This window comes from Providencia rettgeri (assembly GCF_013702265.1).
In the GTDB taxonomy this organism is placed as follows: Bacteria; Pseudomonadota; Gammaproteobacteria; order Enterobacterales; family Enterobacteriaceae; genus Providencia; species Providencia zhijiangensis.
This window is the reverse complement of record NZ_CP059348.1, coordinates 3888016-3903823: the sequence shown is the minus strand read 5'-3', so window position 1 is coordinate 3903823 and position 15808 is coordinate 3888016. Positions and strand designations below refer to the sequence as shown.

The 15808-nt window shown below is 43.3% G+C and carries 8 protein-coding genes, 2 tRNA genes, 4 rRNA genes and 1 riboswitch; of the genes, 11 read left to right on the top strand and 3 right to left on the bottom strand.

What is annotated here, in order from left to right; all coding sequences use genetic code 11:
- Positions 1-17: 17 nt before the first annotated feature.
- Positions 18-371 carry a hypothetical protein gene (locus H0913_RS18060; RefSeq protein WP_154603289.1) on the bottom strand — a complete coding sequence of 118 codons (354 nt, stop codon included), beginning with the start codon at positions 369-371 and terminating at the stop codon, positions 18-20.
- Positions 372-1720: 1349 nt separating this feature from the next.
- Between H0913_RS18060 and oxyR the strand changes: the two genes are divergently transcribed.
- Complete coding sequence (gene oxyR, locus H0913_RS18055) at positions 1721-2626, top strand: DNA-binding transcriptional regulator OxyR (protein ID WP_036950898.1); 906 nt, start codon at positions 1721-1723, stop codon at positions 2624-2626.
- Positions 2627-2714: 88 nt separating this feature from the next.
- Here oxyR and sthA read toward each other — a convergent pair whose 3' ends face one another.
- Positions 2715-4115, bottom strand: coding sequence for a Si-specific NAD(P)(+) transhydrogenase (gene sthA, locus H0913_RS18050; protein WP_036950900.1), 1401 nt, complete (start codon positions 4113-4115; stop codon positions 2715-2717).
- A 335-nt stretch (positions 4116-4450) separates the two neighbouring features.
- On the opposite strand from sthA, the gene fabR reads away from it, so the two are divergent.
- On the top strand, positions 4451-5110 hold the full coding sequence (gene fabR, locus H0913_RS18045) for an HTH-type transcriptional repressor FabR (protein ID WP_036950902.1): 660 nt from the start codon (positions 4451-4453) through the stop codon (positions 5108-5110).
- Between the two features lie 10 nt (positions 5111-5120).
- Positions 5121-5510: a YijD family membrane protein gene (locus tag H0913_RS18040; protein ID WP_154603290.1), complete on the top strand. Its 390-nt coding sequence runs from the start codon at positions 5121-5123 to the stop codon at positions 5508-5510.
- An 87-nt stretch (positions 5511-5597) separates the two neighbouring features.
- Here the strand turns inward: H0913_RS18040 and trmA are convergent, their stop codons facing one another.
- Positions 5598-6695: a tRNA (uridine(54)-C5)-methyltransferase TrmA gene (gene trmA, locus H0913_RS18035; protein ID WP_154603291.1), complete on the bottom strand. Its 1098-nt coding sequence runs from the start codon at positions 6693-6695 to the stop codon at positions 5598-5600.
- Positions 6696-6805: 110 nt separating this feature from the next.
- Positions 6806-7099, top strand: a riboswitch (cobalamin riboswitch).
- Positions 7100-7172: 73 nt separating this feature from the next.
- On the opposite strand from trmA, the gene btuB reads away from it, so the two are divergent.
- From btuB to rrf (H0913_RS17995), 8 genes are all read left to right on the top strand, one after another.
- Positions 7173-9056: a TonB-dependent vitamin B12 receptor BtuB gene (gene btuB / locus H0913_RS18030; RefSeq protein ID WP_154603292.1), complete on the top strand. Its 1884-nt coding sequence runs from the start codon at positions 7173-7175 to the stop codon at positions 9054-9056.
- On the top strand, positions 9001-9864 hold the full coding sequence (gene murI / locus H0913_RS18025) for a glutamate racemase (RefSeq protein WP_154603296.1): 864 nt from the start codon (positions 9001-9003) through the stop codon (positions 9862-9864). Before btuB ends, murI begins: the two co-directional genes overlap by 56 nt.
- 444 nt (positions 9865-10308) lie before the next feature.
- A 16S ribosomal RNA gene (locus H0913_RS18020) occupies positions 10309-11849 on the top strand.
- 85 nt (positions 11850-11934) lie between these two features.
- Positions 11935-12010: transfer RNA gene (locus tag H0913_RS18015), tRNA-Glu, on the top strand.
- A gap of 226 nt (positions 12011-12236) precedes the next feature.
- Positions 12237-15141: ribosomal RNA gene (locus H0913_RS18010) — 23S ribosomal RNA — on the top strand.
- Positions 15142-15283: 142 nt separating this feature from the next.
- A 5S ribosomal RNA gene (gene rrf, locus H0913_RS18005) occupies positions 15284-15399 on the top strand.
- 45 nt (positions 15400-15444) lie between these two features.
- A tRNA-Thr gene (locus H0913_RS18000) sits at positions 15445-15520 on the top strand.
- A gap of 29 nt (positions 15521-15549) precedes the next feature.
- Positions 15550-15665: ribosomal RNA gene (gene rrf / locus H0913_RS17995) — 5S ribosomal RNA — on the top strand.
- The 16S, 23S and 5S rRNA genes sit together here with 2 tRNA genes alongside, the layout of an rRNA operon.
- Positions 15666-15808 lie beyond the last annotated feature (143 nt).

Genomic DNA, 15808 nt, shown 5'->3' with positions numbered 1-15808 from the left:
TTCCATAACGTTTAATCTTAACTATATTTAATTGTTAACATACCCATCTGTTTGTCTTCATTCACCCAATCATAAGAATAAACACTTCGACCGCCATTCAGGACTTTCCAACCTTGAGTTTTCACTAACTTTTTCAGATCAATGTTATTGGCAACCATATCGTCATTGTCGTTCAGACAATTTACAGTGACATTATTATTATTTACTTCATTCAAGCAAGATGCATAGACAATTGAGCCTGTAAATTGGATGGTACCGTTATGTTCGCTGTTTTCTGCATAGGCATTAACGGCGCTAAAAGCAGGAACGAGTAATAATGCCATGACTGCGCGAAAGAAGGTTTTTTTAGCGATTGATGGTAAATTTTTCATAATAGTATCCCCTAACTGATTTGTGTTTAATCAATTTTTTTAAGTGTATTAATTTAATTAATTCGGTATTGCGTAAGATATATATTGGCTACTTTTCTTTTTTCAATTACCTCGTGCTATTTGATGGGGCTTATAATAATTCAAATAACTCCATTAAGGTGTAAATATTGAAAATCAAATGTATGGAAATTTTAAAATTAAATTAAACAATATGGGATAAGTTAAATATAGTATAAGTAAAAACATATACCCATAAAAAACTAGTCAAGAACCAATTTGTTTATAATTTTGATACAAAAAACTTACTTATCATATATTGATGAATTAAATGGCTGGCTATTGGGTTTTGAGTACACTCATTCGTTAGGTGAGTGATAATGAATATTGAAATCTATGCAGATCACTTTAATATATTCTTTTATATGTATTTACAAACTTTAATTAAATATGAAAGAGAATATAACAAAATGTTTCATTACTATGAGCTAATACTTAATAAAGTTATATCCCTTATTTTTGCTATTACCTCATTTTCGGGTATTAAGTCCTATTAGCTTGTTTGGTAGCCATTCTATATAGGAATTTAAGAGCAATTATCAGGATGGCTAAGTATCAATATAAATACTCTAATAATGGGTAATATGTATTTAACATTTAGCATCATTGCTATTGAGTGTTATTCAGCTATCCAAAGCCATCATAGGCAAATGGATTCAACTAATTTGAATAAATGATTATTTATTTTAATGGTTTTTATGGGGTTATTAATAGCTCTGTACCAATTCATGATTCTTATCAACGTAATTTCTAAATTGTGCTAATTGCGTTCAAGTAGGTATATTATTGGCATTAAGGTGATTAACTTCAACGTTAAAAATATTTAAAAATATGTCAAAAAAAACAAATAATTAATTTTGTATGTTATTATTTTTAATAAAATTATTCATTTTTTCTTCTGATATTGCTCGATGAGGAAAGTGTAGCGAGGTTGATAGGTTTAGTGGATGCCACGTGTGATTCATTGAACTAGTTCGTAAGTACAAGAGTAAGAAGAAAGATATATTAAGAAGTTTATTGGAATAGTTGCCTGAATATTTTTTAATACATAATTTTTACTCCTTTAACGAGTAAAAATGGTTGATTATTGCATATTGAAATCATTTTTTATTCGGAAAAAGACTGATACATTTATTTTCCAGATATTACAGTTTGTTTCATATTTAAATGAGATTTTTCTTAAAAAAATTTAAATATTGCTTTTTATTTTTATCAATAGATGAAATGTTATATATTCTCTATAATGATTGGTATTATCTATATAGTCAGGCATAACGAGAGGAAAAAGGCGGATGAATATTCGTGATCTGGAGTACCTAGTTGCACTTGCTGAGCACAAGCACTTTAGACGTGCTGCGGATTCTTGCCATGTAAGTCAGCCTACGCTGAGCGGTCAAATTCGTAAGCTTGAAGAAGAGCTCGGCGTGATGCTATTAGAAAGAACCAGCCGAAAAGTGCTTTTTACTCAACAAGGTTTATTGCTCGTTGAGCAAGCAAGAACGATCTTAAGAGAGATAAAAGTTCTACAAGAAATGGCCGCTTTACAAGGTGAAAGCATGTCAGGGCCTTTACATATAGGACTGATCCCAACTGTTGCACCTTATTTGCTTCCGCACATTATTCCTGAATTACACCGTGTGCACCCTAAACTAGAAATTTACTTACACGAAGCGCAGACTCAGCAATTATTAGCTCAGTTAGATAGTGGTAAGTTGGATTGCGCTATTCTGGCAGAAGTCAAAGAAACCGAACCCTTTATTGTTGTGCCATTATTTGAAGAGCCAATGAAACTCGCGATTTATGAAAACCACCCATGGCATGACCGTGATACGGTTGAAATGGGCGAATTAGCGGGTGAGAAATTATTGATGCTAGAAGATGGTCACTGTTTACGTGATCAAGCGATGGGGTTCTGTTTCCAAGCCGGGGCAAAAGAAGATACCCATTTCAGAGCGACGAGCTTAGAAACGCTGAGAAACATGGTCGCAGCGGGTAGCGGAATTACATTGCTGCCAGATTTGGCTGTACCTCATGAGGCTTGTCGTGATGGCGTTTGTTACTTGAACTGTATTGAACCTGAGCCAAAACGCCGCATTGTATTAGTTTATCGTCCGGGCTCTCCATTGCGTGGACGTTATGAGCAGCTTGCTGAGACAATTTACAGCTCGATGGATAAGTACTACAGAAATAAAAAGTAAGCGATAAAAACAAAAAAAGTGATTGCGGGAATAAACCTGCAATCACTTATTCTAAAGCCAATCATTCAGTGTAAAGCGTAGAGAACCGCTAAAACAGTCGATTTAGACCATTCAATGCCGCAACTCGGAACGCTTCAGCCATGGTTGGATAGTTAAATGTGGTATTAATGAAGTATTCGATGGTATTCCCTTCACCTTTTTGTTCCATAATCGCTTGGCCGATATGAATAATTTCAGCCGCTCTCTCACCGAAACAGTGAATACCTAAAATTTGAAGAGTTTCTCTATGGAAGAGAATTTTCAAACTACCCACATTCATGCCAGCAATTTGTGCTCGTGCTAAATGTTTAAACTGAGCACGACCGACTTCATAAGGGACTTTCATTGCCGTCAATTCTTGTTCTGTTTTACCCACAGAACTAATTTCTGGAATGGTATAAATACCTGTCGGAATATCTTCAACTAAATGGGCATTACCTAAGCCAGAGGTAATTGCGCGAGCCGCAATTCGCCCTTGATCATAAGCAGCAGAAGCTAGGCTTGGATAGCCAATCACATCGCCAACAGCATAGATATGCTCATTACTGGTGCGATAAGCATGGTCAACTTTGACTAAGCCACGACCATCCGCTTCGATCCCCACATTCGCCAGACCGATATTATCAGTATTACCAGTACGACCGTTCGCGAACAGTAAGCAATCCGCTTTCACTTTCTTGCCTGATTTAAGATGAACAATAACGCCATCATCTAAACCTTCAATCTTTTCATACTCTTCGTTGTGACGGATAACCACGCCACTGTTCCAGAAATGATAAGACAATGCATCAGACATCTCTTGATCAAGGAATGCCAATAAGTGATCACGAGTGTTGATCAAATCGACTTTGACACCTAACCCACGAAATATGGATGCATACTCACAACCAATCACACCCGCACCATAAATAATCACATGGCGAGGTTCGTGGGAAAGGCTGAGAATGGTATCGCTGTTATAAATTCGGGAGTGGGTAAAATCAACATCAGGCGGGCAATAAGGTCGTGAGCCAGTCGCAATAATAATTTTATCTGCGCTAAGGACATCACAACTTCCATCTGCATAGCGTACGCTAACATGTTGATCATCAACAAAAGTTGCTTCACCAGAAAACATTTGGCAACCATTGCGTTCATAAAACCCTTCACGCATACGAGTTTGTTGACTTATAACGGTTTCGGCATGAGTAAGAATTTCAGAAAAAGAGGAGCGTAAACTGCGGGAATTATCACTATATAGAGGGTTTTGATTAAATTCGATAATTCGACTAACAGCATGACGAAGGGCTTTAGAGGGAATAGTACCCCAGTGGGTACAGCCGCCGCCGACACTGTTATAACGTTCTATAACAGCAACGTTTTTTCCTTGTTTAACCAGGCCCATAGCGGCACCTTCACCACCAGGACCGGAACCAATGACAATTGCATCAAAATGGGTATGTTGTTGCATGAGGTAAGCCTGTTTTAATTCTAGGGACGTTGTGATAGTAACATTCGTTTGCCATCTTGTCTCAATTCGAAATCCTAAAGACAAATAAGTATAGAAAGCAAATAAAAATAAAGGCGCGCAAAGTATATAAAAAATTTATAGAAAAAAGTCGATAAAAGACACAGCCTAGAAAAAATGAAGCTGGGTGAAATTCTGAAAATGGCGAAATTGATGGGAGAGTCATCTTTTCATTAAACTAGATTAATAATTTTCAGGTATGCTTAACGGATGGGCGCATTCAAAAGTGATATTTTGATCTATTCGCGGCGTTTTAATTGTAGAAAACTAGGAAAATCGTGAGCAACACTATTGGCGTTAGAGCAAAACAGAAAGAAAAAACTCGTCGTTCGCTCGTGGAAGCGGCATTTAGCCAATTAAGTGCAGAACGTAGTTTTACTAGCCTCAGCTTACGGGAAGTCGCTCGTGAAGCGGGCATCGCACCAACTTCGTTTTACCGTCACTTCAAAGATGTTGATGAGCTTGGGTTAACCATGGTTGATGAAAGTGGTTTGATGCTACGCCAACTCATGAGACAAGCGCGTCAACGTATCGCAAAAGGCGGGAGTGTGATCCGCACGTCAGTCTCTACTTTTATGGAGTTTATTGGTAATAACCCTAACGCGTTTAGGTTATTATTACGTGAGCGCTCAGGAACTTCTGCTGAGTTTCGTGCTGCGGTCGCACGAGAAATCCAACATTTTATTGCAGAATTAGCGGATTATCTTGAATTAGAAAATCGTACACCGCGGTATTTCACTGAAATGCAAGCCGAAGCTATGGTCACTATTGTGTTTAGTGCGGGCGCTGAAGCGCTTGATATTGATGAAGAAAAACGTCGACGCCTCGAAGAGCGGTTAGTATTACAGCTACGTATGATAGCTAAAGGCGCATATTACTGGTACCGCCGCGAGCAAGAAAAACAAAATGATACAGACCCTGACTTAACCAAAGAGTAAAGGAGAGACAATGACGGAACACAAGAATTATGAGAGAAGCACGTTACTGCTATCTTTAGTAATCGGCTTATCGACTCATGGAACGTTCTCTACCCTGTTTAATTCCTTTGTGGAATTTTCTATCTTCCCAATCGTCACATTAATTTTGGCTGTTTACTGTTTACACCAGCGCTATTTAAATCAAGCTATGCCAATGGGATTACCAAAATTTGTCGCCGGCAGCTTTTTCTTAGGTATGTTTGGCTACGCAGCGATTTTACGCGTCCAACATCCTGATGTCGGTTCTAACTTTATCCCAGCAACCGTGATTGTGATTATTGCACTGTGGATGTATACCAGCTGGAAAGCACGTAAAAAAGAGCTGCAAGAACAAGCTCTCGAAAGTGAAACTGAACATTAATATCAGTTTTGAATAAAAAGAAACGCCGCAACATAATAGTGCGGCGTTTTTTATGGATAATTTATAGGGAATAATTTATAGAGAGTATTAGCGTCGAGTGAGTAACACTCCACTTTCCATATGATGGGTATATGGGAATTGGTCAAATAAAGCCAGTTTTTCAACTTTATGGGTTTTAGTGAGTTCCGCTAAATTATCGCACAGGGTTTCAGGGTTACAGGAGATATACAGAATATGGTCATATTCTTGTACCAGCTGAACAGTTTTGTCATCTAAGCCGCTGCGTGGTGGGTCGACAAAAATCGTATTGCACTGGTAATCCGCTAAATTAATCCCTTCTAAACGATTAAATTCACGAACGCCATTCATGGCTTGAGTAAAATCTTCCGCAGACATTCGGATAATCTGCACATTATCTATTTTGTTAGCTTCTATATTGTATTGCGCCGCATGCACTGAAGGTTTGGCAATTTCAGTCGCTAAAACACGATTGAAGTTTTGAGCCAGCGCCAGTGAAAAGTTGCCATTACCACAATACAGCTCTAATAAATCGCCGGTTGAATGTTGAGTCGCATCAATTGCCCACTCTAACATTTTAATATTCACCTGCGCGTTTGGCTGTGTGAAACTATTTTCCACCTGACGATAAATCATGTTTTTCCCTTTTACAGGTAAAACTTCATCGACATAATCGTGGTCGAGCATAATTTTAGTTTTAGAGGCGCGACCAATAATTTGAACGTCAAAGCCTTTGGCCGTTAAATCGGCTTTCAATTGTTTGGCTTGTTCTGTCCATTCATCACTTAATTTTTTATGATAAAGCAGAGAAACAATCAGCTTATTGCTTAGCGTCGATAAGTAATCTATCTGGAATAATTTGTGGCGCAGTAATTCAGAGCGTTTTAATAAAGGCAGAAGTTCAGCCATCATGTCGTTGATTAGCTGGCTAGCAACTGGAAATGACTCAATTCGAATGCGTTCTTTGGTCTCTTTATCAAACATAATATGAAATAGGTCATCGCCTTCGTGCCAAATTCTAAATTCTGCACGCATCCGATAATGGGAGGTTGGAGATGAATAAATTTCAGGTTCAGGCGCAGCATAAGGGGCCATCAAACTCTTCAGACGGTCAACTTTCTCTGCAAGTTGCAGTTCGTAATCTTCGGTGTGCAAGGTGTTTTGCATCATATGGCCCCATAAAACAGTCAAAATTCACATCAGGGGCGAAATTGTAGGGCAAGCAGCGAAGATGTCCAGTTTTCATTATCGATTCATGGACACTGATAGTTATTCAATTTAGGATTATGTGCTGTGGTTGAGGGAATTTGGTGAGAGTCCAAAGCTGACGCGCAACGGTAATTAAGGTATCCCCGTCATTCTTCAAGCTACATGGGTGTTGGCATCGCTCAGCTATCCTAGTCACATACTTCAGTATGCTCCTAGGAATATCTTCGCTTGCCGCCTACATGAAGCTTGAATTATTTAGGGGATATAACAGGTCGAATTTTCATTTTATATATCGCTTCATATATAGAAACCCAACTTGTCACTTTATAAGTCCGATACCTACCACAACTCTTATCGCTTTGTTGAATCTCAGCGCGGATCTGATTTTCAGCGTCGCGGAATGTTAATTTAATTGATTTTCCGAGTGTAAACATAATGAATAATAACAAGTCGCTATCGCTTTCGGTGGCAGCTCTGGCCGTGTTGTGCGGTATTTCCTCTTTGGCAAGTGCAAGCTCTAATTCGTCAGATGAAATGGTGGTGTCTGCAAACCGTTTCGAACAACCTATCTCTTCTATATTAGCGCCAGTGACTGTGGTGACCCGTGAAGATATTGATCATTGGCAGTCAAATACCGTGATTGATGTATTGAGACGTTTACCGGGGGTGGATGTTGCTCAAAATGGTGGAATAGGGCAACAAAGTTCTCTCTTTATTAGAGGAACAGAATCACGCCATGTTTTGGTTTTAATTGATGGTGTTCGTCTTAATCAAGCGGGAATTTCTGGTTCTTCAGATATGAGTCAAATTCCAATCTCGCTAGTGCAGCGTATTGAGTATATTCGTGGCGCACGTTCAGCCGTTTATGGCTCTGATGCGGTGGGTGGGGTGATTAACATTATTACTCGCCGTAATAATGAAGGAACCACCTTGAATGCAGGGATCGGTTCATATGGCTATCAAAACTATAACGGTTCAACGCAGCAGAAGATTGGTGAGAATACAACCGTAACGGGCGCGGCGGCTTATACCTATACAAAAGGGTTTGATGTAGAGGCGAGAGGAAATACAGGAGGACATCCCCAGCCAGACAAAGATGGTTTTCTTAATAAAACATTATGGCTAGGTGTGGAACATCAATTTACCCCAGATGTTTTAGCTTATGCCAGAGCTTATGGGTATGATAATCGAACAAATTATGATGCCTCTGAATTTGCTGGTATTTTGGCTGATACCCGCAAGCTATATAGCCGCACCTATGAAACTGGTGTTAAATATCATCAGGAGAAATACTCTACTTCATTAATGAGCAGCTATAGTCACGTTAAAGATTATAACTATGACCCAAGATATGGAAAATACGGTAAAGGTTCTCGTGCTGATGATTCGAAACAGTATAACGTTCAATGGGGAAATAATTACCAATTTGAAAATGGTACAGTTTCGGCTGGTGTTGATTATCAAAAGCAAACCATTGAAGCGGGAACATCTTCATTACCAAACAATGAATCAATCAATAATACCGGAATCTATTTAACGTCTCAGCAAGCAATCTCTGCTTTTACTATTGAAGGCGCTGTAAGGTCTGAAAAACATTCAGAGTTTGGCTGGCATACAACATGGCAAGCAGGCGCTGGATGGGAATTCATTGATGGGTATCAGCTAATAGGCTCTTATGCTACGGCTTATAAAGCACCAAACATTAGCCAACTATATGCTTCAGCACCATATGGCAATCCAGACCTAAAGCCAGAAGAAAGCAAGCAATGGGAAGGTGGAGTGAAAGGGCTCACAGGTCCTTTAAATTGGCAATTAGTTGCATATAAGAATGAAATTACCAATCTTATTGATGCGAAAGCCGAAACTAATTGGGGATGGCAAAATGTCGGTGAGGCGACAATAAAAGGTATCGAGTGGAACGGAGATATGGATACAGGCATATTCCACCATCAGCTTACATATCAATATACCGATCCTAGGGACGATAAAACGAATAAAGTCTTAATTCGTCGAGCTAAGCAACAAATCAAATATCAACTAGATTGGAATGTTGCCAATGTAGATTGGGGGCTAACTTATCAATACATTGGTTCTAGATATGATAAAGACTTCGGTCAATATGATACTAGTACTGGTGACTATAAAAGATTAAAACTCGGCGGCGTTAGCCTTTGGGATATCACAGCTGCATATCCAATCACTTCACATCTCACAATTCGTGGTAAAATAGCTAATATGTTCGATAAAGACTATGAGACCGCGTATGGTTATCGCACCGCTGGAAGAGAATATTTCCTCACAGGAAGCTACAACTTCTGATAACAACCTATCTGTTCGCCCGACCATTCTGGTATTTGACTCCGGAGTGGGCGGGTTATCTGTCTATCGCGAAGTCAAAAAACTGATCCCAAATGCGCACTATATATATGCATTCGATAATGAAGCTTTCCCTTATGGAGAGAAAAGCGAAGAGTTCATTATTGATAGGGTTTATCAAATCGTTAATGCCATCGCGAAAAAGCATCCTCTCACCATTGCTGTTATTGCGTGTAATACTGCAAGCACGGTGAGCTTACCTAACTTAAGAGCGAATTTTACTTTCCCAATTGTTGGTGTCGTTCCAGCGATTAAGCCTGCAACCAAACTGACGCGTAACGGTGTCGTTGGTTTATTGGCGACTCGGGGCACGGTAAATCGTGAATACACAAAAGAGCTGATTGAACGTTTTGCGACGGACTGCAAAGTGATCTCTTTAGGCTCAGCAGAACTCGTACAATTGGCAGAAAGAAAGTTACATGGTGAAATACTGCCGCTGGATGAAGTGGCTCAAGCCGTCAAACCGTGGATCAAAATGAAAGAAGCCCCAGATACGGTGATTCTTGGCTGCACCCATTTCCCTCTTATAGTAGAAGAGTTAGAAAAAGTGCTACCAAGTGGAACACGATTCATTGATTCTGGCGCCGCAATTGCCAGAAGAACCGTTTGGCTCATCAATAATCAGGCTGAAGTAACGGATTCAAATGAAGAAGACTTCGCTTACTGCTTATTAATGAACGAGAGTTTACAAGAATTAAGACCTGTTCTTGAGGCGGAAGGCTTCAAATCGCTGAAAAAACTAGCCATTTAAGCCAAATTAGCTGAAAAGCTGAGCGAACGAAAAAAAACATCAAAAAAAGGGTTGCCAGATTTTTCTGACTCCCTATAATGCGCATCCACTGACCGGGAACAAGCCAACGCAAAGCGCGATGGACACTGAACCGGCAGCGAGAGAATCTGAAAAGATTAAGCAAAAAAATGCTTGACTCTCACTGAGGAAAGCGTAATATACGCCACCTCGCGACAACGACCTAAGTTGATAAAAACTGAGTCGAATTTCTCAAGAAATGTCGCACCGCTCTTTAACAATTTATCAGACAATCTGTGTGGGCACTCACAGGACACTATCAAAAAAATATTTGATTTTAAGTCTTGAAGAGTGACTAACACGTTAATTCATATATATGAACTAATAGGTAATTTGGTTTCTTCGGAAATCAAACGACAGTAAACATTCTTTGAGCATCAAGCTTTTTAATTGAAGAGTTTGATCATGGCTCAGATTGAACGCTGGCGGCAGGCCTAACACATGCAAGTCGAGCGGTAACAGGGGAAGCTTGCTTCTCGCTGACGAGCGGCGGACGGGTGAGTAATGTATGGGGATCTGCCCGATAGAGGGGGATAACTACTGGAAACGGTAGCTAATACCGCATAATCTCTAAGGAGCAAAGCAGGGGAACTTCGGTCCTTGCGCTATCGGATGAACCCATATGGGATTAGCTAGTTGGTGAGGTAATGGCTCACCAAGGCGACGATCCCTAGCTGGTCTGAGAGGATGATCAGCCACACTGGGACTGAGACACGGCCCAGACTCCTACGGGAGGCAGCAGTGGGGAATATTGCACAATGGGCGCAAGCCTGATGCAGCCATGCCGCGTGTATGAAGAAGGCCTTAGGGTTGTAAAGTACTTTCAGTTGGGAGGAAGGCGTTGATGCTAATATCATCAGCGATTGACGTTACCAACAGAAGAAGCACCGGCTAACTCCGTGCCAGCAGCCGCGGTAATACGGAGGGTGCAAGCGTTAATCGGAATTACTGGGCGTAAAGCGCACGCAGGCGGTTGATTAAGTTAGATGTGAAATCCCCGGGCTTAACCTGGGAATGGCATCTAAGACTGGTCAGCTAGAGTCTTGTAGAGGGGGGTAGAATTCCATGTGTAGCGGTGAAATGCGTAGAGATGTGGAGGAATACCGGTGGCGAAGGCGGCCCCCTGGACAAAGACTGACGCTCAGGTGCGAAAGCGTGGGGAGCAAACAGGATTAGATACCCTGGTAGTCCACGCTGTAAACGATGTCGATTTGGAGGTTGTTCCCTTGAGGAGTGGCTTCCGGAGCTAACGCGTTAAATCGACCGCCTGGGGAGTACGGCCGCAAGGTTAAAACTCAAATGAATTGACGGGGGCCCGCACAAGCGGTGGAGCATGTGGTTTAATTCGATGCAACGCGAAGAACCTTACCTACTCTTGACATCCAGAGAATTTAGCAGAGATGCTTTAGTGCCTTCGGGAACTCTGAGACAGGTGCTGCATGGCTGTCGTCAGCTCGTGTTGTGAAATGTTGGGTTAAGTCCCGCAACGAGCGCAACCCTTATCCTTTGTTGCCAGCACGTGATGGTGGGAACTCAAAGGAGACTGCCGGTGATAAACCGGAGGAAGGTGGGGATGACGTCAAGTCATCATGGCCCTTACGAGTAGGGCTACACACGTGCTACAATGGCGTATACAAAGAGAAGCGACCTCGCGAGAGCAAGCGGAACTCATAAAGTACGTCGTAGTCCGGATTGGAGTCTGCAACTCGACTCCATGAAGTCGGAATCGCTAGTAATCGTAGATCAGAATGCTACGGTGAATACGTTCCCGGGCCTTGTACACACCGCCCGTCACACCATGGGAGTGGGTTGCAAAAGAAGTAGGTAGCTTAACCTTCGGGAGGGCGCTTACCACTTTGTGATTCATGACTGGGGTGAAGTCGTAACAAGGTAACCGTAGGGGAACCTGCGGTTGGATCACCTCCTTACCATTGAAGTGTACTTGTGAAGTGCTCACACAGATTGTCTGATAGAAAGTAGAGCAAAAAGCGCGTCTGCGAAGCTGACTGTAGTGTCCCCTTCGTCTAGAGGCCTAGGACACCGCCCTTTCACGGCGGTAACAGGGGTTCGAATCCCCTAGGGGACGCCAATTGCGCGGAGAATGAGTGAAAGACGTTCCCCACAAATAATGATTAAGCCAATTACGTTGTAGTTGGTTTAACAATTATGCTCTTTAACAATCTGGAACAAGCTGAAAATTGAAAACAACGCACATTGTTTATCGCTTAAACAATGTGAGAGTCTCTCAAAAATCTCAACTTGAACGTGTTCAATTGGCCGTCGGGTCAGTTGATAAAGACACCTTCGGGTTGTGAGGTTAAGCGACTAAGCGTACACGGTGGATGCCTAGGCAATCAGAGGCGATGAAGGACGTGCTAATCTGCGATAAGCGTCGGTAAGGTGATATGAACCGTTATAACCGACGATTTCCGAATGGGGAAACCCAGTGCAATTCGTTGCACTATCGTTTGATGAATACATAGTCAAACGAGCGAACCGAGGGAACTGAAACATCTCAGTACCTCGAGGAAAAGAAATCAACCGAGATTCCCCTAGTAGCGGCGAGCGAACGGGGAGCAGCCCAGAGTCTTAATCAGCATTAGCATCAGGAGAACGGTCTGGAAAGGCCGGCAGTAAAGGGTGATAGCCCCGTATCCGAAGGTGTTAGTGTTGTGAACTCGACGAGTAGGGCGGGACACGTGTTATCCTGTCTGAATATGGGGGGACCATCCTCCAAGGCTAAATACTCCTGATTGACCGATAGTGAACCAGTACCGTGAGGGAAAGGCGAAAAGAACCCCGGCGAGGGGAGTGAAATAGAACCTGAAACCGTGTACGTACAAGCAGTGGGAGCACCCTTGTGGTGTGACTGCGTACCTTTTGTATAATGGGTCAGCGACTTATATTCTGTAGCAAGGTTAACCGTATAGGGGAGCCGTAGGGAAACCGAGTCTTAACTGGGCGAATGAGTTGCAGGGTATAGACCCGAAACCCGGTGATCTAGCCATGGGCAGGTTGAAGGTTGGGTAACACTAACTGGAGGACCGAACCGACTAATGTTGAAAAATTAGCGGATGACTTGTGGCTGGGGGTGAAAGGCCAATCAAACCGGGAGATAGCTGGTTCTCCCCGAAAGCTATTTAGGTAGCGCCTCGTGAACTCATCTTCGGGGGTAGAGCACTGTTTCGACTAGGGGGTCATCCCGACTTACCAACTCGATGCAAACTACGAATACCGAAGAATGTTATCACGGGAGACACACGGCGGGTGCTAACGTTCGTCGTGAAGAGGGAAACAACCCAGACCGCCAGCTAAGGTCCCAAAGTCATAGTTAAGTGGGAAACGAAGTGGGAAGGCTCAGACAGCCAGGATGTTGGCTTAGAAGCAGCCATCATTTAAAGAAAGCGTAATAGCTCACTGGTCGAGTCGGCCTGCGCGGAAGATGTAACGGGGCTAAACTATGCACCGAAGCTGCGGCAGCGATATGTAAATATTGTTGGGTAGGGGAGCGTTCTGTAAGCCTGTGAAGGTGTGCTGTGAGGCATGCTGGAGGTATCAGAAGTGCGAATGCTGACATAAGTAACGATAATGCGGGTGAAAAACCCGCACGCCGGAAGACCAAGGGTTCCTGTCCAACGTTAATCGGGGCAGGGTGAGTCGACCCCTAAGGCGAGGCAGAAATGCGTAGTCGATGGGAAACGGGTTAATATTCCCGTACTGGTGATAATTGCGATGGGGGGACGGAGAAGGTTAGGCTGGCCGGGCGACGGTTGTCCCGGTTTAAGGATGTAGGCAGGTGAATTAGGCAAATCCGGTTCACTATATGCTGAGGTCTGATGACGAGTCACTACGGTGGCGAAGTAGCTCATACCCCGCTTCCAGGAAAAGCCTCTAAGCTCTAGATTATCATTAATCGTACCCCAAACCGACACAGGTGGTCAGGTAGAGAATACTCAGGCGCTTGAGAGAACTCGGGTGAAGGAACTAGGCAAAATGGTGCCGTAACTTCGGGAGAAGGCACGCTGGCATTAGGTGAAGTGATTTACTCATGGAGCTGAAGCCAGTCGCAGATACCAGCTGGCTGCAACTGTTTATTAAAAACACAGCACTGTGCAAACACGAAAGTGGACGTATACGGTGTGACGCCTGCCCGGTGCTGGAAGGTTAATTGATGGGGTTATCCGTAAGGAGAAGCTCTTGATCGAAGCCCCAGTAAACGGCGGCCGTAACTATAACGGTCCTAAGGTAGCGAAATTCCTTGTCGGGTAAGTTCCGACCTGCACGAATGGCGTAATGATGGCCAGGCTGTCTCCACCCGAGACTCAGTGAAATTGAACTCGCTGTGAAGATGCAGTGTACCCGCGGCAAGACGGAAAGACCCCGTGAACCTTTACTATAGCTTGACACTGAACATTGAGCCTTGATGTGTAGGATAGGTGGGAGGCTTTGAAGCGTGGACGCCAGTCTGCGTGGAGCCAACCTTGAAATACCACCCTTTAATGTTTGATGTTCTAACGTAGCCCCATTATCTGGGGTGCGGACAGTGTCTGGTGGGTAGTTTGACTGGGGCGGTCTCCTCCCAAAGAGTAACGGAGGAGCACGAAGGTTGGCTAAGCATGGTCGGACATCATGCGGTTAGTGCAAAGGCATAAGCCAGCTTGACTGCGAGAGTGACGGCTCGAGCAGGTACGAAAGTAGGTCTTAGTGATCCGGTGGTTCTGTATGGAAGGGCCATCGCTCAACGGATAAAAGGTACTCCGGGGATAACAGGCTGATACCGCCCAAGAGTTCATATCGACGGCGGTGTTTGGCACCTCGATGTCGGCTCATCACATCCTGGGGCTGAAGTAGGTCCCAAGGGTACGGCTGTTCGCCGTTTAAAGTGGTACGCGAGCTGGGTTTAGAACGTCGTGAGACAGTTCGGTCCCTATCTGCCGTGGGCGTTGGAAGATTGAAAGGGGCTGCTCCTAGTACGAGAGGACCGGAGTGGACGCACCACTGGTGTTCGGGTTGTCATGCCAATGGCATTGCCCGGTAGCTAAGTGCGGAAGAGATAACCGCTGAAAGCATCTAAGCGGGAAACTTGCCTTGAGATGAGTCTTCCCTGACTCTTTAAGGGTCCTAAAGGAACGTTTAAGACTAAGACGTTGATAGGTTGGGTGTGTAAGCGTAGCGATACGTTGAGCTAACCAATACTAATGAACCGTGAGGCTTAACCTGACAACACCGAAGGTGTTTTCGAGATTGAGAGATTAAAGTTGATTCAATGAAGTGGGACGCCGAGAGGTGGACACAACAGCTTGTTCAGGATTGATATTCTGGTTTAGTGGATTAAAGACTAAACGGGAATAAACAGAATTTGTCTGGCGGCAATAGCGCGGTGGTCCCACCTGACCCCATGCCGAACTCAGTAGTGAAACGCCGTAGCGCCGATGGTAGTGTGGGGCCTCCTCATGTGAGAGTAGGGAACTGCCAGACATTAAATTTTAAGGTTGTGTCAGTGCTGACTGACAGTACCATATTGCTGATATGGCTCAGTTGGTAGAGCACACCCTTGGTAAGGGTGAGGTCCCCAGTTCGAATCTGGGTATCAGCACCATGAATACTAAAATAGTTTAAAAGAATTTACCTAGCGGCAATAGCGCGGTGGTCCCACCTGACCCCATGCCGAACTCAGTAGTGAAACGCCGTAGCGCCGATGGTAGTGTGGGGTCTCCCCATGTGAGAGTAGGGAACTGCTAGGTTTTAAATATAAGAAGCCACCCAATGGGTGGCTTTTTGCTATCTAACGATCTGTACTTTTCAAAACTCTTCTCAATTTCTTACTTATCATATTATTTCCGCCTACATGCTATTCACTGCTAGGCCTGGCTGATAGACTTATAAA